This is a genomic window from Pseudomonas sp. LH1G9 (genome assembly GCF_002949975.1).
Lineage (GTDB): Bacteria > Pseudomonadota > Gammaproteobacteria > Pseudomonadales > Pseudomonadaceae > Aquipseudomonas > Aquipseudomonas veronii.
Genome location: NZ_CP026880.1, coordinates 3,535,139 through 3,551,011 on the forward strand (window position 1 = coordinate 3,535,139; position 15,873 = coordinate 3,551,011).

At 59.3% G+C, this 15,873-nt stretch carries 16 protein-coding genes and 2 pseudogenes; 8 read left to right on the forward strand and 10 right to left on the reverse strand.

Annotated elements, in window-relative coordinates; all coding sequences use genetic code 11:
* The first annotated feature begins 8 nt into the window (after positions 1 to 8).
* Entirely contained in the window at positions 9 to 992 is a 984-nt protein-coding gene (locus C5F70_RS16380; protein WP_104903738.1) for a hypothetical protein, read from the forward strand.
* 689 nt (positions 993 to 1,681) lie between these two features.
* On the opposite strand, the gene C5F70_RS16390 is transcribed toward C5F70_RS16380, so the two are convergent.
* Complete coding sequence (locus C5F70_RS16390) at positions 1,682 to 2,773, reverse strand: site-specific integrase (RefSeq protein WP_104903740.1); 1,092 nt, start codon at positions 2,771 to 2,773, stop codon at positions 1,682 to 1,684.
* Between the two features lie 142 nt (positions 2,774 to 2,915).
* Here C5F70_RS16390 and dusA point away from each other — a divergent pair, with 142 nt between their 5' ends.
* Entirely contained in the window at positions 2,916 to 3,896 is a 981-nt protein-coding gene (gene dusA / locus C5F70_RS16395) for a tRNA dihydrouridine(20/20a) synthase DusA (RefSeq protein WP_104903741.1), read from the forward strand.
* Positions 3,897 to 4,104: 208 nt separating this feature from the next.
* Positions 4,105 to 5,031 (forward strand): transaldolase, encoded by a 927-nt coding sequence (gene tal / locus C5F70_RS16400; protein WP_017848890.1) that lies wholly within the window; start codon positions 4,105 to 4,107, stop codon positions 5,029 to 5,031.
* Positions 5,032 to 5,155: 124 nt separating this feature from the next.
* Here tal and rssC read toward each other — a convergent pair whose 3' ends face one another.
* Entirely contained in the window at positions 5,156 to 5,638 is a 483-nt protein-coding gene (rssC, locus tag C5F70_RS16405; protein WP_017848891.1) for an anti-sigma factor antagonist RssC, read from the reverse strand.
* Complete coding sequence (gene rssB, locus C5F70_RS16410) at positions 5,638 to 6,819, reverse strand: two-component system response regulator RssB (RefSeq protein ID WP_017848892.1); 1,182 nt, start codon at positions 6,817 to 6,819, stop codon at positions 5,638 to 5,640. The genes rssC and rssB overlap by 1 nt, the downstream gene beginning before the upstream one ends.
* Positions 6,820 to 7,096: 277 nt before the next feature.
* Here rssB and C5F70_RS16415 point away from each other — a divergent pair, with 277 nt between their 5' ends.
* Positions 7,097 to 7,393, forward strand: a complete 297-nt coding sequence (locus C5F70_RS16415) for a PilZ domain-containing protein (RefSeq protein WP_046384310.1) — start codon at positions 7,097 to 7,099, stop codon at positions 7,391 to 7,393.
* 60 nt (positions 7,394 to 7,453) lie between these two features.
* On the opposite strand, the gene C5F70_RS16420 is transcribed toward C5F70_RS16415, so the two are convergent.
* The gene (locus C5F70_RS16420) at positions 7,454 to 8,092 is read right to left on the reverse strand and encodes a VacJ family lipoprotein (protein ID WP_370737570.1); all 639 of its coding nucleotides are present in this window, start codon (positions 8,090 to 8,092) and stop codon (positions 7,454 to 7,456) included.
* Positions 8,093 to 8,330: 238 nt separating this feature from the next.
* Between C5F70_RS16420 and C5F70_RS16425 the strand changes: the two genes are divergently transcribed.
* Both C5F70_RS16425 and C5F70_RS16430 read left to right on the forward strand, forming a co-directional pair.
* Complete coding sequence (locus C5F70_RS16425) at positions 8,331 to 8,939, forward strand: hypothetical protein (RefSeq protein WP_017848894.1); 609 nt, start codon at positions 8,331 to 8,333, stop codon at positions 8,937 to 8,939.
* 110 nt (positions 8,940 to 9,049) lie between these two features.
* The gene (locus C5F70_RS16430; RefSeq protein WP_017848895.1) at positions 9,050 to 9,316 is read left to right on the forward strand and encodes a DUF4404 family protein; all 267 of its coding nucleotides are present in this window, start codon (positions 9,050 to 9,052) and stop codon (positions 9,314 to 9,316) included.
* A gap of 135 nt (positions 9,317 to 9,451) precedes the next feature.
* On the opposite strand, the pseudogene C5F70_RS16435 reads toward C5F70_RS16430, so the two are convergent.
* The 4 genes and pseudogenes from C5F70_RS16435 to C5F70_RS16450 all read right to left on the reverse strand — a co-directional run.
* Positions 9,452 to 9,706: pseudogene (locus tag C5F70_RS16435) on the reverse strand (NADPH-dependent 7-cyano-7-deazaguanine reductase QueF); the annotation flags it as partial.
* 82 nt (positions 9,707 to 9,788) lie between these two features.
* Positions 9,789 to 10,010: pseudogene (locus C5F70_RS16440) on the reverse strand (NADPH-dependent 7-cyano-7-deazaguanine reductase QueF); the annotation flags it as partial.
* 115 nt (positions 10,011 to 10,125) lie between these two features.
* Complete coding sequence (queF, locus tag C5F70_RS16445) at positions 10,126 to 10,956, reverse strand: NADPH-dependent 7-cyano-7-deazaguanine reductase QueF (protein WP_046490437.1); 831 nt, start codon at positions 10,954 to 10,956, stop codon at positions 10,126 to 10,128.
* A 95-nt stretch (positions 10,957 to 11,051) separates the two neighbouring features.
* A complete protein-coding gene (locus C5F70_RS16450; RefSeq protein WP_104903743.1) occupies positions 11,052 to 11,591 on the reverse strand; it encodes a plastocyanin/azurin family copper-binding protein in 540 nt (179 codons plus the stop codon).
* Between the two features lie 156 nt (positions 11,592 to 11,747).
* On the opposite strand from C5F70_RS16450, the gene C5F70_RS16455 reads away from it, so the two are divergent.
* Both C5F70_RS16455 and C5F70_RS16460 read left to right on the forward strand, forming a co-directional pair.
* Entirely contained in the window at positions 11,748 to 12,428 is a 681-nt protein-coding gene (locus C5F70_RS16455) for a heavy metal response regulator transcription factor (RefSeq protein WP_017848791.1), read from the forward strand.
* Positions 12,425 to 13,828, forward strand: coding sequence for a heavy metal sensor histidine kinase (locus C5F70_RS16460; protein ID WP_104904571.1), 1,404 nt, complete (start codon positions 12,425 to 12,427; stop codon positions 13,826 to 13,828). The genes C5F70_RS16455 and C5F70_RS16460 overlap by 4 nt, the downstream gene beginning before the upstream one ends.
* Positions 13,829 to 13,884: 56 nt before the next feature.
* On the opposite strand, the gene C5F70_RS16465 is transcribed toward C5F70_RS16460, so the two are convergent.
* Both C5F70_RS16465 and lolD read right to left on the reverse strand, forming a co-directional pair.
* Positions 13,885 to 15,129, reverse strand: coding sequence for a lipoprotein-releasing ABC transporter permease subunit (locus C5F70_RS16465; protein ID WP_017848789.1), 1,245 nt, complete (start codon positions 15,127 to 15,129; stop codon positions 13,885 to 13,887).
* A gap of 60 nt (positions 15,130 to 15,189) precedes the next feature.
* Complete coding sequence (gene lolD / locus C5F70_RS16470) at positions 15,190 to 15,873, reverse strand: lipoprotein-releasing ABC transporter ATP-binding protein LolD (protein ID WP_017477213.1); 684 nt, start codon at positions 15,871 to 15,873, stop codon at positions 15,190 to 15,192.

Below are 15,873 nucleotides of genomic sequence, written 5' to 3' on the forward strand. Positions count from 1 at the left end.
GCCGCACCATGGCAAAGCCATCCGGAATCGAGCTAAAGCGAAATCAGCTCGCACGACTCAAAGCCAATCTCGATGAGTGCGGGTACAAACTCGCTGAGCCCCTGGCTGTGGACGATCCCCATACAGCGATTTTGCGCGCAAACGCGCTGTCCCAGCGCCTCAGCCTAGGGATGCTGATTTCGAAGGGAGGTGAGACGAAAGCAGCTCTCTCAAAGCAGCTTGCGCAGCTTCCCGCAGTGCATGACGTGTTCGCGTTTCAGAAAGCCCCAGAAGTCCATCTGCGAGTTGGAAAGATTGCGAAGTCGGATGAGCAAGCCTACGTCGAAATGGTCGCTGAATTCACCCGAGAGCTTGAGGAGCTGAATGTCCTTGAGGTTGAGCAGGGAGAGGAGATATCAACACCTGAGTCGATATCCCAGAGGATCGAGTCAGCGCCGAAAATTGGCAGGCCATCAAAGACCCCTCTCGAAAATCTAGATCGGGGCTTGGCAGAAAACTACGGCATAGCCCGCCTAGCTTTAGCGAAAGCCATGATCAACGAAGAGAACCCAAGATCGATGGGCCGTCCTGCACGGACGGTGGCTCAGGTTGAAGCGGACTACGCCAAGCGCAAACAAGATTTGGACAGCTCGATCACAGACCTAGAATCCAAGCTCAAAGGCGTGGAGATCCATGATAGGGCCAGCAAGATTTACAGAGACGTGCTAGCCCAATTTAAGAGGCTTGTGAAGGAGCTTGGAGGGGTCGACCAGATCGAAGCTAGGTCGGAAGTCACACGCTTGGAAAGCCACCTAAAATTCCTTAAAGCGGATCGCAAGCGCTACATCGAGCTCGGCGAGCCCGATCTCCCCTTAGAGCATCACAACTCCCCACGCCTCCACCTGCTGTCAGCAAAGACAGAGCTGGCAGCCGTCCGCGACGTGTACGACCAGCTGACACTTCCGAGAGAGATTAAGCGCCTGAAGGATATCGAGGCCAAGAAATCCAAGTAGTCCCCAGCAGCTCCAGCTCCCAGGCAGCTTTGTTCCCAAACACCCCGCCAGGCAGCTCCTGGAAGGTTGGATTTGTGGGCAGCTAGAGCCAAATCGACAGGATGTACAGAATCATCACGAAGACAAACAGACGACGACACCAATTTTTGATGGTTTCCATTTTCGATCTCCAATAGACATATTATGGCATTTATTAACGCATGATTCCGCTTGTCGTGCAATGCCAATGCCCCGGTTTTGCTGGGGATTTCTCAGTTTTCCCTCACGCGGGGCTGAATTAGTACACCAAGTGTATTTTCAGTAAATTGCCAATTTGTCAATGGTACTGATGACTTTTTCCGACAGGCGGTATTGCCAGAAATTCGATTTGCCAACATATTGATTGGCATGGGGCTGCGTGGTGTTGCCCGTTGTGAGCACTGGAATGAGAGATGAATGCGTGCGTGAATGTCGAAGAGTTTGAGCTAGCTATCGATGGTGCAGCTGCGGAGCGGGAGCGTGCGAGGCTTGCGGAGTCCCTTGGCTATCTGACAGAAACCCAGGTTGCGATGCTCGCTGGCGTTAAAAAGTCGACGCTAGAATCATGGAGGAAGCGAGCGAAAGGGCCCGACTCTATTCTCTTCGGAAACGAGCCCCTTTACTCGAAGGCAGACGTTAAAGGCTATTTCGACAGTCTTGCTCAAGCTAAATCAGACCGTAGTCACATCCGAGCCGCTTTGTGAGACATCTTCGCCGGCTCTGCGAAGAGCCTTTCTGCGTTCGATCAGGTGAACTGACTCAGCTTTGATATGTGTGTAACGACGCAACATTTTCCAGTCTTTGTGCCCGGTAAACAGGGAGACTGACTCGATGTCGAGCTCTCGTGTGAATAGGTCAGTTGCGGCTGTGTGCCGTAGATCGTGGAATCTCAAGTCTTCAATACCAGTTGCTTTGCAGGCGCGGGTGAATGAAGCGCTAACTGACCTTGGAGCGTACGGAAACAGTCTTCCAGTCTCCCTACCATTTATAGCCTTGTTAATCGGCTCAACGAAGTCATCTAGCACCGGCACTTCACCGTGATTACCCATTTTCTCGGTCGGATGCTTTCTATCTCGCACGAGCATCACTCTACGCTCCAGATCAATGTCCTCAATTCTGAGCATGCAGATTTCTTCTTGTCTAAGCGAAGTCAGCAGAGCAAATTCGATGACTGCAATCATGTCGATCGTGTTTCTCTTCATCTTTTGATAATGCTCACAAAGCTTGCTCAGCTCGCTCGGGCTCGCGACTCTGGTGCGCTCGTTGGAACGTACTTTGAGCCCCCGTCTTGCGAGTGAGCGTCGAACGTCAAGGGTGATGTCGGGATCTAAATTGAGGTTTCTGACGTAGCGGGCCCAGCTGAGCACAGCTCTGAGATAGGCGAGGTCAACAGCAATAGTGACCCCACCCGCCCCCTCCTTGACTCGACGATCAACGAAGTCTCGAACGACAGCTTCGCTCAGAGCCCGCAGCTTGACGTGCCCAATCTTGGCTTTCAGCGACTTCAGGACAGCTTTCTTGTTCTTTCCAAACGCCTTCACGCCGCCAACATGTTCTTCGTAGACGCTGACGAGATCTTCGAAATTGGCATTCTTCGGCGGATCAATGTAGTCGCCATTCGTAGAGAGCTTGAGCTGCTGCTCGATCTCTTTGGCCCATTTTCTGGCGTTTTTTTCGAGATCGAAGGTCTGTGCCCTGTAGAATCCTCCGATCCTCACCTGCGCCCTGACTTTGCCAGAGGGAAGCTTTGTGAACGTAGCCATATTCGTGTGCACCCCGTGTGCAATTCGGTAGGCACATATTATAGACACTATTATCACCCATTAGTCACCCCATGTGCACCCCGTGTGCACTCAGGGCTCAAAACCGCGTAAAATGGGTGCATCACGCTAGAAAAAATTACTTATGAATCAACAAGTTATATCAAGACGATTCTCTGTTGCACCCATGATGGATTGGACCGACCGCCACTGCCGGTTCTTCCTACGCCTGCTCTCCAAACACGCCCTGCTCTACACCGAGATGGTCACCACCGGCGCGATCCTCCACGGCGATCACGAGCGCTTCCTGCGCCACAGCGAGGCCGAGCACCCGCTCGCCCTCCAACTGGGCGGCAGTGTCCCCGCCGATTTGGCCGCTTGTGCCCGTATGGCCGAGGCCGCCGGTTACGATGAAGTGAACCTGAACGTCGGCTGCCCCAGCGATCGGGTGCAGAACAATATGATCGGCGCGTGTCTGATGGGCCATCCGGCGTTGGTGGCCGATTGTGTGAAGGCGATGCGCGATGCGGTGTCGATTCCGGTGACGGTGAAGCACCGTATCGGGATCAATGGGCGGGACAGTTATGCGCAATTGTGCGATTTCGTCGGGCAGGTGAAGGACGCGGGGTGTACCAGTTTTACCGTGCATGCGCGGATTGCGATTCTGGAGGGGTTGTCGCCGAAGGAGAATCGCGACATTCCGCCGTTGCGTTATGACGTGGCGGCGCAGTTGAAGCGGGATTTTGCCGAGTTGGAGATTATTCTCAACGGCGGGATCAAGACGCTGGAGCAGTGCCATGAGCATTTGCAGACGTTTGACGGGGTGATGCTGGGCCGGGAGGCTTATCACAATCCGTATTTACTGGCGGAGGTGGATCAGCAGTTGTTTGGCAGTGCGCGGCCGGTGATCAGTCGGGCTCAGGTGTTGGCGCAGTTGCGGCCTTATATCGCGGAGCATTTGGCAAGCGGTGGCTCGATGCATCACATTACGCGGCATGTGCTGGGGTTGGGCACGGGTTTCCCTGGGGCGCGCAAGTTCCGGCAGTTGTTGTCGGTGGATATTCATAAAGCGAGTGACCCGCTGGCGTTGCTGGATCAGGCGGCGGAGTTGTTGGAGGGCCGGTGAAACCGGCGCCCACAGGTTGATCGCAGTGTTCATCGAGCTGTTGGGTTGAACCTGCGGGCGATTTTGCCCTCCTATTTACCAGCAAGGCCAGTCATTCAAACGGCTGTTTTCAGGTTGTTGCCCTCGCAAACGATCGAACGCATTTGCGCCCTTGAGCGCCTGCCAGCGCTCGGGTAATGTCATCAGACCCATAGGACAGAGCACGCTCATGACTTCCAAGCTGGAACAACTCAAACAGTTCACCACCGTCGTCGCCGATACCGGCGATTTTGCGGCCCTCGCCAATCTCAAGCCGCAAGATGCCACTACCAACCCTTCCCTGCTGCTCAAGGCCGCGTCGATCCCGGGCTATGCCAAGTTGCTGGATGAGTGCGTGAAGGACTGCAACGGTGATGTCGGCCTGGCCAGCGACCGTTTTGCGGTGGCGGTGGGTCAAGAGATCCTGAAAGTGGTGCCCGGCCGTATCTCCACCGAGGTGGATGCGCGCCTGTCGTTCGACACTGACGCCGTACTCAAGCGCGCGCACCGTCTGATCGACCTGTACGAAAAAGCCGGGGTTGGCCGTGATCGCGTGCTGATCAAGATCGCGTCCACCTGGGAAGGTATCCGCGCGGCGGAGAAGCTGGAAAAAGAAGGCATCCAGACCAACCTGACGCTGCTGTTCTCCTTCGCCCAGGCCGTGGCCTGTGCCGAAGCGGGCGTGTTCCTGATTTCGCCGTTCGTGGGCCGTATCTACGACTGGTACAAGAAAGCCAACGGCAACGACTACACCGGCGCCGACGATCCGGGCGTGCAGTCGGTGACGCGCATCTACAACTACTACAAGGCCAATGGCTACAAGACCGTGGTGATGGGGGCGAGTTTCCGCAACTTGAGCCAGATCGAAGAGCTGGCCGGTTGTGATCGCCTGACCATCAGCCCGGACCTGCTGGAGAAACTGGCGGCCGATACCGGCAAGCTGGAGCGCAAGTTGTCGCCAGGCCATGCCGGTGAAGCGCGGGTGCATCTGACTGAAGCGCAGTTCCGTTGGGAGTCCAACGAGGATGCGATGGCGACCGAGAAGCTGGCCGAGGGGATTCGTCAGTTTGCCCGCGACCAGGAGAAGCTGGAGGCGTTGCTGGCTGCCAAGCTGTAACAGCGGCGGCAGCAAAAAGGGCGGGACCTGTGAGGGTTCCGCCCTTTTTTTGCGTCAATCCGTTAGGCATGTACTGACAGGTCTGGGGCAATCGGAAGCAAGCCCCCTCCCACACCTGGAGAGATCAGTGGCGTTCGAGGGCGTTGACGAGGTCGTGGAAGGCTTCGCGGTTGGACTCGTTCAAGCCCATCAGGATTTTGTGCGCTTCCAGCACCTTGATCCGCACGATTTCCTCGGATTGGTCCTGGGACGGCAGGTCGGTCAGACATTCCGGGCAGGGGATCGGGCGGTCAACGATGTTGAACACTTGATCGAAGCCCATGGATTGCAGCAGACGGGTGATGTCTTCGTGGGTGGTGACGACAGTGGGCAACAGGCCGACCTTCTGCCGAGACAGAATGGACAACTTGGCCAACAGCCCAAGCGTGGTGCTATCGATGCTGCGGGTTTCGGTCAGATCGATCACGATCGCCGAGAAATTCAGCGCTGTGAAGATCCGCTCAATCGTTGCATCCAGCGCCGAACACAAGGTCAGGCGCACTTCACCGACAAACTTCAGGACAAACGTCCCGTCTTGCTCGGCGAATTGGATTCTTCCGGTACTCATCAAAGATTCCTGCTCAACACCAATAGGGCGATATCATCCGGCATCTCCCCTAGCGTGGCCAATCCAAAAACCTGCCGCAGGCCATCCAGGCTGCCGCCCGCCGACTTGACCCGTTGGGGCAAGGCGGCTTCTTTCTCTTTGAGTGTAGGCTCTGGAAGAAGGTCGAGGATGCCATCGGACATCAGCGTCAGGCTGAAGGTCGGCGGCAGCTCCAGGATGTGGTCTTCGTAGGTGGCTTCATTGAACAAGCCGACGGGCAGACCACGCCCTTCCAGGTAGCGCACACTGTCAGGAGTGTATAAAACCGGCATCGGCAGGTGACCGCCGATGCTGTAGGTCAAAAGACCGGTTTCTTCATCAATCACGCCGCCCACCATCGTCACGTGCTTGCCCAGCTTGCAGCTGATCAGGCCTCGGTTGATGTGGCCCAGCACCTCGGAGGGGGTGAACTCCGGCAAGGTGCCATTGCGCTTGGATTCGAACAGTAGCCGTGTGGTCATGAACTTCAACAACACGGTGACAAATGCCGAGGACGCGCCGTGGCCGGACACGTCAGCCAGATAAAACGCCACCCGCCGCTCATCTACGCGGAAATAGTCGACAAAATCACCCGACAGGTACAGCGACGGGATGATCTGGTGCGCAAACTTGAACTCATCGATGGTCCACGGGCTGACCGGCAGCATGTTCATCTGCACCTGGCGACCGGCGTTCTGGTCTTCCTGGAGCAGGTTCAGGCTGGCTTCGAGTTCGCGGTTGGCGGTTTCGAGCTTTTCGCGGTAGCGCTGGTTTTCCACCAGCAGGCGTGCGCGGTCCAAGGCACGGCGCACCGAGTGCTCCAGCACCGCCAGGTCTTCCAGGGGCTTGATCAGGTAGTCGGCGGCGCCCAGGCGCAGGGCCTCGACGGCATCGTTCATCACCCCGGCACCGGACACGACAATCACCGGCGTCTGCGGAGCAAGCTCGGTCACCTGGCGAATCAGTTCGAGGCCGCCCATCTGGGGCATGCGCAGATCGCAGATCACGAGGTCGGGCTTGTCGCGCTCGAATACCTGGAGACCCTGTTGGCCATTGCTGGCCTGCAGGACGCTGAAGCCACTGTCTTCCAAATAGGCCGCAAGGCTTGCGCGCACTACTTCGTCGTCATCGATTATCAGCAGCGTGGCACTGGTTTTTGGCATGTGGGCAAACGGCGCCAGAATTAGGTTGGCGTAGGCGGCTCGGCAATGGCCGGGCTCACGCTACTGGATTCGCTTTCTAGCCTCTCTGTCCTACAAAGCATAGGCTTTTTGCCCACGCACAAAGGTAAAGCAGAGGTGCCCTTCTAAGGCGCAGACGGTACTCCCATCCGACAGGGGTTTCAAGCTCATGCCGATGGTCGCCGAACGTCTTTACATCGCAAATCACCGGGAGTTATAAGAACAGCCATCACCACAACACAAAGTAAGGATGGAAGCTGTGAGCGAACACGAGCGCGACTACGCTGAAAAGCGCGATTTCATCCGCATGCGAGTGGATGCCAATGTCTCTTTGATCCATGCCGGGCAAGAAATTGACGGGGTTTGCGTGGACCTCTCCAGCTCCGGCATGCAGGTGCAGGCACCTCGCCAGTTCACGGTGGGCGATCTGCTGACCGTGCGTATCGAGTCGGAGCACGCGGCCCTCGCGGGCCTGGAAGCGGACACCCAGGTGGTATGGGCGAGGAACGAGGGCGACGGCCAGCATCTGGGGCTGAAGATCCTGAAAATGCGCTAATACCCGCGCACAAAAAAGGCGACCACATGGTCGCCTTTTTTCGTTTCAAGAGGTCTCGACCTAGAAGTCGTCGACAACCTTGCCGTCCTTGACCTTGAACTCGCGGTTCTGCAGGTAGGCGTTGCGGATGAAGGTGTACTTGTCGCCGGTGATCAACTTCTCGCTGTCGAGCAGGCTGGCACGGGTGTCGACGATGTTCAGGCCGAAGGTGCTGTTGCGCCAGCCGATGTCGTTCATGTAGCGGTACGGTTGGGTGTAGCTGTCCACGTATTTGGACGGCGCGTCGCGCAGGGTGCTTGGGCCCAGCAGCGGCAGCATCACGTAAGGACCGCTGCCGACGCCCCAGTAACCGAGGGTTTGGCCGAAGTCTTCATCGCTGCGTTGCAGCCCCATTTTGGTGCCGACGTCGATAAAGCCCAGCACGCCGAAGGTGGTGTTCATCAACAGGCGGGCAGTGTCCACGCCGGCCGCGTGTGGCTTGAGTTGCAACACGTTGTTGGCCAGGTTGCCGACATCGCCGATATTGCGGAAGAAGTTGTGCACGCCGTCCTGCACGAATTGCGGGGTCACAAACTGATAGCCTTGGGCCAATGGTTTGAGGGCGTAGGTATCAACGGTGTCGTTGAAGGTGAAGATCGGGCGGTTGATGCTTTCCCATGGATCATCTTCCGACGCGGCCTGTGCGGCGAAAGGGGCCATCAGGATAGCGGCACACACCGAAAACTGAGCGAAGTAGTGGCTCCAGCGCATAGCTTTTGCTCCTTGAATAGTCTGTCATGGGCGCTATGCCCTGAATAAGGCGCCAGTATATGACGGAAGTGTCCTTTTTGGGCAGATGCTAAGAAACGACATACAGAGAATGTACAAAAACCCTACAAAGTGTCATGGGCTTGTCACGCCACTCCGATAGCGTCACAGCTATTTCAAGGATGTCGAAATGCCTCACGCCGAGATTGCCGTCGCCACTGCCCCCACCTTGACCGCCGTGTTGTTCGGCCTGAGTGGCTGCCTGGTCGATTTCGGTTCCCAGGCGCGTACCGATTCACCCTCCCCGCACGCCGAAGCCACGCCAGGTGCGTTGAAGGTCCTGCGCAGCCTCCAGGAACAAGGCGTGCCCTGCGCCTGGCTGGATGAACTGCCGCCCTCGGTGACGACCCCGCTGGCCGCTGCGCTGCCCGATTGGCTCAAGGCCGCATCGCCCTCTTCCATCCGCTGGCCTGCCCCTCATGCATGCTGGCAAGCCTTGATGGAATTGAACATCGAACGCCTGGAAGGCTGCGTGCTGGTCAGCGGTGAGCCGCGCCTGCTGCAATCGGGCCTGAATGCCGGGCTGTGGACTATCGGCCTGGCGTCCTGCGGTTCGCTGTGCGGCCTGGCGCCCGAGCAATGGCAGGCACTGACCGACCAACAACGCGAATACAAACGCGGCAAGGCCACCGTGGCGTTGTATGGGCTGGGGGTGCATTCGGTGATCGATCACCTCGGCGAGCTCGGCACCTGCCTGGCAGACATCAGCCTGCGCCAGCTCAAAGGCGAAAAGCCCTGATTGAGATCATGCACAGACGGCGCCGGTAGATTAATCTACAGCTCCTCTCGTAGACCTTTCTCGGCGTGCCGTGGTCTATGCCAGTGCCTATCGATAAAAGGAACAACACCATGCCTGCCCGCGAAAAACTGCAAGAACAGGTCAATATCCTGCGCGAGCAACTGAATCAGGAACCACCGCTGCCACCCGAAAAACGTGAAGCGCTGGAAGCCTTGCTGGCCAAGTTTGAAGTACAACTTGAACTGGAACCGGCCACCCAGCCGCCCAGCATCGTAGACGATGTGAACCGGGCGGTAGAAGGTTTCGAGTTAGACCATCCGGGCATTGCCGGGACGCTGCGCAATATCGTGATCACCCTGGGCAACATCGGCATTTAACCCGCGCCCAAACCAAGCACAGAACCAAATGTGGGAGGGGGCTTGCCCCCGATAGGGGTGGGTCAGGCACAGAGACTGTGACTGACACTCCGCTATCGGGGGCAAGCCCCCTCCCACATTGGGTTTGTGTAAAGGTTACTGGCGCGCCAGGCGCAGGTTCTGGAACGGCACCGCCTCAGTACTGCGATACGGGTTGATATCCAACCCACCCCGCCGCACATACCGCGCATATACCGTCAACTTCTCCGGCTTCAGCAGGCGCTGCAAGTCCAGGAAGATCCGCTCCACGCACTGCTCATGGAAGTCCGAGTGCTGGCGAAAGCTCACCAGATACTCCAACAGGCTGGCGTGATCCAGCTGTGCGATGTGGGAGGGGGCTTGCCCCCGATAGCAGTGGGTCAGGCACAGAGACTGTGACTGACACTCCGCTATCGGGGGCAAGCCCCCTCCCACATTTTGGTTTGTGTAAAGGTTACTGGCGCGCCAGGCGCAGGTTCTGGAACGGCACCGCCTCAGTACTGCGATACGGGTTGATATCCAACCCACCCCGCCGCACATACCGCGCATATACCGTCAACTTCTCCGGCTTCAGCAGGCGCTGCAAGTCCAGGAAGATCCGCTCCACGCACTGCTCATGGAAGTCCGAGTGCTGGCGAAAGCTCACCAGATACTCCAACAGGCTGGCGTGATCCAGCTGTGCGATGTGGGAGGGGGCTTGCCCCCGATTGCAGTGGGTCAGGCACAGAGACTGTGACTGACACTCCGCTATCGGGGGCAAGCCCCCTCCCACATTTTGGTTTGTGTAAAGGTTACTGGCGCGCCAGGCGCAGGTTCTGGAACGGCACCGCCTCAGTACTGCGATATGGGTTGATATCCAACCCACCCCGCCGCACATACCGCGCATATACCGTCAACTTCTCCGGCTTCAGCAGGCGCTGCAAGTCCAGGAAGATCCGCTCCACGCACTGCTCATGGAAGTCCGAGTGCTGGCGAAAGCTCACCAGATACTCCAACAGGCTGGCGTGATCCAGCTGTGCGCCGCGGTATTGCACCGCCACGCTGCCCCAGTCGGGCTGGCTGGTGACCGGGCAGTTGGATTTGAGCAGGTGGCTGTACACGCTCTCCTCGACAATGCGCGAGTCATCGCAACGCAGCAGTTCCGGACGCGGATGTTCGTAGTTGCTGACGCTGATATCCAGGTCATCGATGCACACTCCCGGCAACGCCACCACGCCTTCGGCTTCAACCTCGGCCAGGCTGCGCACGCGCACGCCCACCGGCTTGCCGGCAGCAGCGCTGAGATCGGTGCGCAACGTCGCCTCCAGACTTTGCGTATCGGCAAACACAGTCTGGTTCAGCGAGTTGAGGTACAGCTTGAAGGACTTGGACTCGATGATATTCGGCGAGTCGGCCGCAATGCTGAATTCACCGATGGCCACCACCGGCTTGCCCGACGGCAGCAGCCAGGACAGTTCGAAGCAGTTCCAGAAATCCACGCCCGTGTACGGCAGGGTCTCGGCGCTCAGGCCCAGCTCGGCCCATTTCGCGGCGCGCGGAATCGGGAACAGCAACGAAGGGGTGTAGGTGGAGATGTATTCACTGGACTTGCCCAGCGGCGAATGTTCGGCTGCGGGATGCATGGCGGAAACCTGGCTAAATTAACCCCACCAGTCTACCAGCCTTTGCCCCCGCCTCTAACAACCGCCGCATCGACACCGTCAGTTGCCGCAGCGGCTCAATCGACGTTGATCTTGCCGACCATGCCCGCCTGGTAGTGCCCGGGAATATTGCAGGCAAACTCCAACCCGGTGGCTTTGCTGAAGGTCCAGGTCAACTCAGCGGTTTTACCCGGTCCTACCAGAACACTGTTGGGGTCATCGTGCTTCATCCCGACCATATTGCCCATATTGCTCATATCGCCGTGACCCATTGCGCCGTGGTCCATCTTGCCCATGCCGGTGGCGTTCAGCATGCCGCTGGCCTGCATCTGCATCATTTGCTTCTGATGCTCCGCATGCATGGCCGCATCGCCCAGGTTGAACTCATGGAGCAACTGGCCTTTGTTGACCAGCACAAAGCGCACGGTCTCACCGGCCTTTACGTCCAGGGACTTGGGCGAAAAGGACATATCCTGCAGCACCACTTCCACGGTGCGCGTGGCCTTATCGGCAGATGCCGGCTGGCCGAACGCATAGGTGTGGGCCGTGCCGGCCATTGCTCCGACACTCAACGCCAACAGGCAGCCCGCCAACAACAAGGGGGTACGCAATGCCATCTCAATTCTCCAAAGGTGTGGGATCAGTCTGAGGACCACTCTAAGATTGCAGCGCTGCCAGCCAGCTGACTGCTAGATTACAACTTTGTCAGGTTGCGCCCCTCCCCTGGCCACCACGGTATAAAGCCTGACGTGACCCGCCGCCAAGAGCTGCCCATGAAACTGCTGATCGTCGAAGACCAACCCAAAACCGGCCATTACCTGCGCCAAGGCCTGACCGAAGCCGGTTTTACCACCGAACTGGTGGCCGACGGCACCAGCGGCCAACACTTGGCGCTGACCGGCGATTACGACCTGCTGATCCTCGATGTGATGCTGCCCGGTCGCAATGGTTGGCAGATCCTACAGGCCGTGCGCAGCGCCGGCCTCGACATCCCGGTGCTGTTTCTCACCGCCCGCGACGCTGTGGAAGACCGCGTACACGGCCTGGAACTGGGCGCCGACGATTATCTGGTCAAGCCGTTCGCCTTCTCCGAACTGCTTGCGCGGGTGCGCAGCCTGTTGCGCCGTGGCAGCAGCGCACCACAGGAAACCACCCTGCAACTGGCCGACCTGCGCCTGGACCTGATCCGTCGCCGCGTCGAGCGCGACGGCCAGCGCATCGACCTCACCGCCAAGGAGTTCGCCCTGCTCGAACTGCTGCTGCGGCGCCAGGGCGAAGTACTGCCCAAGTCGCTGATCGCGTCCCAGGTGTGGGACATGAACTTTGACAGCGACACCAACATCATCGAAGTGGCGATCCGCCGCCTGCGTCTGAAAGTCGACGACAACTTCCCCAATAAACTCATCCACACCGTGCGCGGCATGGGTTATGTGCTGGAGGAACGATGCAGTTGATCAAGCGTCTGTCCCTGGCCAGCCGCCTGGCCCTGCTGTTTGCGGCCTGCACCGCGGTGGTCTCGTTGCTCGCCGGCGTGCTGTTCAACCGCGCCAGCGAGGCGCATTTTGTCGAGCTGGACCAGCAACTGCTCGAAAGCAAACTGGTGGCGCTGCGCAGCACCTTGCAGGGCGTCGACTCACCGCAGCTATTCGCCCAGCGCGAAGCGCAACTGCGTGCCGAGCTCAATCGCCAGCCCGACCTCGCAGTACGCATCACCGCCGCCGGCCAGCGCTGGTTTGACGGCGCGCCGGCCATTGCCCTGCCCGAGTCACCCGGCCTGCACAGCCTGCAGAACGCCGGCACCGACTACCGCGTGTACAACGCGCCGCTAAGGCCGGGCCAACCCGACTCGCCGCAACTGAGCCTGATGCTCGACATCACCCACCATCAGCACTTCCTGCAGCGCATGCAGCATTTGATCTGGCTCACAGTCAGCCTCTCGGCCCTGGCCACCGCGCTGCTCGGCGCCTGGGCGGCGCGCAGCGGGCTGCGACCGTTGCGGCGCATGGGCGAAGTGGCCGCCAGCGTGTCGGCCCACTCCCTGACCCAGCGTTTGCCCGAGCAGGGCATGCCGGTGGAACTGGCGGAACTGGCCCAGGCCTTCAACGCCATGCTGGGCCGACTGGACGACGCGTTCCAGCGCCTCTCGGCGTTCTCCGCCGATATCGCCCACGAACTGCGCACGCCCCTGTCGAACCTGTTGACCCATACCCAAGTCATCCTCACCCAGCCGCGCCCGCTGGAGGATTACCGCGAGGCGCTGCACAGCAACCTGGAAGAGTTGCAGTGGATGGCGCAGTTGGTGAACGACATGTTGTACCTGGCCAAGGCCGATCACGGGCTGTTGGCGCCCACGCGCGAACCGTTGAAGCTCGCGGATGAAGTGGACGCACTGCTGGAGTTCTTCGTCTTGCTGGCGGAAGACGCGCACGTCAGCCTGGTGCGCGAGGGTATGGCTCACACAACCGGCGATCGCGGCATGTTGCGTCGGGCATTGTCGAACCTGCTGGATAACGCGCTGCGCTTTACGCCTGCGGGCGGCGAAGTGCGGGTGCATCTGGCGCAGGGCGCACAAGGCGTGACACTGACAGTGGAGAACAGCGGCGAAGGCATTCCGGCGGAGGTGTTACCGCGATTGTTCGACCGCTTCTACCGGGCCGACCCGGCGCGGCATGAAGGCAGCAGTGAACACGCAGGGCTGGGGCTGGCGATTACCCAGTCGATAGTGCGAGCGCATGGCGGGCGGATTTATTGCGAGTCTGAGCCGGGGTGGACGCGGTTTGTGATCGAGTTGCCAGGGGGGGTTGATGCAAGCTGTGCCGGCGCTATCGGGAGCAAGCTCCCTCCCACATTTTGAATGTATTCACAGATCAAAATGTGGGAGGGGCTTGCTCCCGATAGCGGTCTTAAATCCTACGAATACCTGAGGGCATGCGCCGGCTCGATCTTCGCCGCCCGATACGCCGGGTAAACCGTGGCCAAAAAGCTCAACACAAACCCGGCCGAGCAGATCAGCAGCACATCCCCACCCTGCAATTGCGAGGGCAGGTTGCTGACGAAGTACACGTCCGAACTGAAGATATGCTGCCCGGTCACGCGCTCCAGCCAACCCACCAGCTCACTGACGTTCAGCGCCGCAATCACGCCCAGCACACCGCCGATCAGGGTGCCGACGATACCGATCACCGTGCCCTGCACCATGAAGATCGCCATGATCTGCCGTGGCGTGGCGCCGATGGTCCGCAGGATCGCGATGTCCGCGCCCTTGTCGTTCACCACCATGATCAACGTGGCGATGATGTTGAACGCCGCCACCGCGACGATCATCAGCAACAGCAGGCCGATCATGGTTTTTTCCATCTTCATCGCGCTGAACAGGCTGCCCTGGGTGTGGGTCCAGTCATCCGCCTTGTAGGCCGCACCGAGGCTGGCAGCGATGTCCGCCGAGACCTTGGGCGCCGCGTACAAGTCCTTCACCGCCAGGCGCACGCTCTGCACCTGGTTCGGCTGCCAATGCTGAATTTCTGCCGCGTCGGCCATATGGATCAACGCCATCGAACCGTCCAGCTCGGCGCCGACCTTGAAGATACCGACCACGTTCAATCGCTGCATGCGCGGGGTGATGCCACCCGGCGCACTGCTGATTTCCGGGACGATCAGGGTCAGCTTGTCGCCCACGTTCAGACGAAAGCGCCGCGCGGTGATTTCACCGACCACCACGCCGAACTCGCCGGGTTTCAAGTCTTCCAGTTTGCCCTGGACGATATGCTGGGCCACGATCGACACCTTGCCTTCCTGGGCCGGGTCGACGCCGCTGATCTCGATCGGCTGCATCGCGCCCTTGTAGGAGAACATACCGTCCATCTGCGTGAACGGTACTGCGGCAGTCACTTCGGGATTCTTCATCGCGGCCGCGGCCACCGGCTGCCAGTTGTCGATCGGGTTCACGCCGACGATGGTGGCGTGAGGCACCATGCCGAGGATGCGCGAGCTCATTTCGCGTTGAAAGCCATTCATCACCGACAACACCACGATCATCGCCAGCACGCCCAGGGCGAGGCCGATCATCGAGGTCATCGAGATAAACGAAACAAAACGGTTGCGGCGCTTGGCGCGGGTATAGCGCGTGCCGATGAAAATCGATAACGGTCTGAACATTCGCTTGCACCGCCTGAAAAAATGAAAAAACCCGGCGTCATGCACCGGGCTTGAAACAGGTCAGATGGCGACCAGATGACCTTCCTGCAGGTGCAGTACGCGGTCCATCTGCCGGGCCATGCTCATGTCATGGGTCACCACCAGGAACGCGGTACGCATCTGGGTGCTCAGTTCGAGCATCAAGTCCTTGATGCCCTGGGCGGTGTGGGAATCGAGGTTGCCGGTCGGCTCGTCGAGCATCACCAGGCCCGGGTTGTTCACCAGGGCACGGGCAATCGCCACACGCTGGCGCTCACCGCCGGACAATTCGGCCGGTTTGTGCTCCAGGCGATGGCCGAGGCCAACGCGCTCCAGCAAAGCCTTGGCACGCTGGCGCGCCTCTGGGATCGCGGTCTTGCCGATCAGCAGCGGCATGCACACGTTTTCCAGGGCGGTGAACTCCGGCAACAGGTGGTGGAACTGGTACACGAAACCCAACGAACGGTTGCGCAGTTGGCCGCGGGCCTTTTCGCCGAGGGCCGAGAGTTCTTCGCCGGCCAGCCACACGCTGCCCTGGGACGGCGTATCGAGGCCGCCCAACAGGTTGAGCAAGGTACTTTTGCCGGAACCGGAACTGCCGACGATCGCCACGCGCTCGCCGGGGTGCAGCTCAAGTTGCAGGTTGGACAACACCACCACCGATTCCGGACCTTCCTCGTAGGACTTGCCCAGGTTGCGGCAGCTCAGGATTGCTTTTTCACTCAT

Excerpts from the sequence above, each read along its gene's own strand:
- C5F70_RS16465 (WP_017848789.1), bottom strand. The coding sequence starts at position 15,129 with ATGTTCAGACCGTTATCGATTTTCATCGGCACGCGCTATACCCGCGCC.
- C5F70_RS16450 (WP_104903743.1), bottom strand. The coding sequence starts at position 11,591 with ATGGCATTGCGTACCCCCTTGTTGTTGGCGGGCTGCCTGTTGGCGTTG.
- lolD (WP_017477213.1), bottom strand. The coding sequence starts at position 15,873 with ATGAGTGAAAAAGCAATCCTGAGCTGCCGCAACCTGGGCAAGTCCTAC.
- C5F70_RS16420 (WP_370737570.1), bottom strand. The coding sequence starts at position 8,092 with ATGGCCCCTTTCGCCGCACAGGCCGCGTCGGAAGATGATCCATGGGAA.
- queF (WP_046490437.1), bottom strand. The coding sequence starts at position 10,956 with ATGCATCCCGCAGCCGAACATTCGCCGCTGGGCAAGTCCAGTGAATAC.
- C5F70_RS16380 (WP_104903738.1), top strand. The coding sequence starts at position 9 with ATGGCAAAGCCATCCGGAATCGAGCTAAAGCGAAATCAGCTCGCACGA.
- C5F70_RS16390 (WP_104903740.1), bottom strand. The coding sequence starts at position 2,773 with ATGGCTACGTTCACAAAGCTTCCCTCTGGCAAAGTCAGGGCGCAGGTG.
- C5F70_RS16430 (WP_017848895.1), top strand. The coding sequence starts at position 9,050 with ATGCCTGCCCGCGAAAAACTGCAAGAACAGGTCAATATCCTGCGCGAG.
- rssB (WP_017848892.1), bottom strand. The coding sequence starts at position 6,819 with ATGCCAAAAACCAGTGCCACGCTGCTGATAATCGATGACGACGAAGTA.
- rssC (WP_017848891.1), bottom strand. The coding sequence starts at position 5,638 with ATGAGTACCGGAAGAATCCAATTCGCCGAGCAAGACGGGACGTTTGTC.
- dusA (WP_104903741.1), top strand. The coding sequence starts at position 2,916 with ATGAATCAACAAGTTATATCAAGACGATTCTCTGTTGCACCCATGATG.
- C5F70_RS16455 (WP_017848791.1), top strand. The coding sequence starts at position 11,748 with ATGAAACTGCTGATCGTCGAAGACCAACCCAAAACCGGCCATTACCTG.
- tal (WP_017848890.1), top strand. The coding sequence starts at position 4,105 with ATGACTTCCAAGCTGGAACAACTCAAACAGTTCACCACCGTCGTCGCC.
- C5F70_RS16425 (WP_017848894.1), top strand. The coding sequence starts at position 8,331 with ATGCCTCACGCCGAGATTGCCGTCGCCACTGCCCCCACCTTGACCGCC.